This is a genomic window from Thermoflexus sp. (genome assembly GCF_025055495.1).
GTDB lineage: Bacteria > Chloroflexota > Anaerolineae > Thermoflexales > Thermoflexaceae > Thermoflexus.
The window spans coordinates 1-1501 of sequence record NZ_JANWXB010000290.1 but is presented as its reverse complement, the minus strand read 5'-3'; the positions used below and the strand labels follow the sequence as shown (position 1 = coordinate 1501).

Here is a 1501-nt window from a genome sequence, read left to right as displayed (position 1 = left end):
TCCGGCCAATTCTATCGCCCCCCCCCCCGGGCGGGTCGGGGGGGCGCAATCCTGGCGCCCCGCGCGGCCTCCCCTGGCGGGGGGGTATGGGCGGGGGCCCCTCCCCGCCCCTCCCGCATCCGAACCTGAGAGGAGGGGACGATGTATCCGGCGTCCTTTGATTACTATCGGGCGACGACCCTTCAGGAGGCCCTGAACCTCCTGCGGCAACATCCGGAGGCAAAGGTGCTGGCCGGTGGGCATTCCTTGATCCCGCTGATGAAGCTCCGTCTGGCGAATCCACCGGCGCTGGTGGACATCGGACGCATCGCGGAGCTGAAGGGGATCCGACGTGCGGATGGAACGGTGGTCATCGGCGCGCTGACCACCCATCGTGAAGTGGAGTTCTCGGAGGAGCTGAAACAATGGTGCCCGCTGCTCCCCGAGGTGGCCGCGCACATCGGGGATCCGCCGGTGCGCAATATGGGGACCATCGGCGGGAGCCTGGCCCATGCGGACCCGGCAGCGGACTACCCGGCGGCGATGCTGGCCCTGGGCGCGACGATGAAAGCCGTGGGGCCAGGCGGCGAGCGGACAATCCCGGCGGATGAGTTCTTCGTGGCGATGCTCACCACCGCCCTGCAGCCCGGCGAGATCCTCACCGAGGTGCATGTGCCGGTCCTGGGTCGGGGCGCTGGATGGGCTTATGAGAAGTTTCCCCATCCAGCTTCCCGCTACGCGGTGGTGGGGGTAGCCGCAGTGGTTCGGGTGGAGAACGGGGTCTGCCGGGAGGTGCGGATCGGTATCACCGGCGCGGCCCCGAAGGCCTTCCGGGCTACGAATGTGGAGCAGGCGCTGGCCGGCCAGCGGCTGGATGAGGCGACGGTGCGGGCAGCCACTGAGAACATGGTCCGCCCCGAGGGATTACTGAGTGATCCCTTCGCCTCCGCCGCCTATCGGGCGCATCTGTGCGCCGTGCTCACCCGTCGGGCCCTGCTCCGAGCAGCGGAACGGGCGGGGTAGAGAACCCGGACGGCACTTCCAGCGATTTCCTAGCGGTCGAGGCATGGGCGGGTCGGGCGATGGATTGCCCGACCCGCCTCATTGATACGGCTTGAGGGGCATTGGAAGCGGGCGGGGTCGCCTCGGGCCATCCTGCGGTCCCCCATCTTCGGTCTCCCCTCCCTGCGGCCCCACCTGTTCATTCCTGTGCTCAAAAATCGATCAAATCCCTCCTCCCCGAGGCCCTTCGGCCTCGGGGGGGTGAGAAGAAATCTCGCTCGTGCCCAAAACTCGTGCAAGCCAGAGAGCGAACCAGCCGATGACGGGAAAGGGCCCGATCCCCTTCCCCCTACCCTCTCCCCACGCTGCTTCGGGGCGTGGGGAGAGGGATTCAGAAACGTTTTGGCTGATTTGCGCTAAAATGAAATCCAACCAGGGTGATCGACTGGACTTTGGACAAGCAGGCCATCCACCGAGCGCCCTGAGCTTTCTACGGCAAGAGGGCCGAGCCCCCCCTTTC

At 67.0% G+C, this 1501-nt stretch carries 1 protein-coding gene; it reads left to right on the top strand.

Annotation, left to right across the window (positions count from 1 at the left end; translation table 11 throughout):
- Window positions 1-141: 141 nt before the first annotated feature.
- On the top strand, window positions 142-1002 hold the full coding sequence (locus NZM16_RS09280) for a xanthine dehydrogenase family protein subunit M (RefSeq protein WP_295480078.1): 861 nt from the start codon (window positions 142-144) through the stop codon (window positions 1000-1002).
- Window positions 1003-1501 lie beyond the last annotated feature (499 nt).

Bases quoted from the DNA above. Each gene is read 5' to 3' on its own strand.
- NZM16_RS09280 (WP_295480078.1), top strand. From the start codon at position 142: ATGTATCCGGCGTCCTTTGATTACTATCGGGCGACGACCCTTCAGGAG.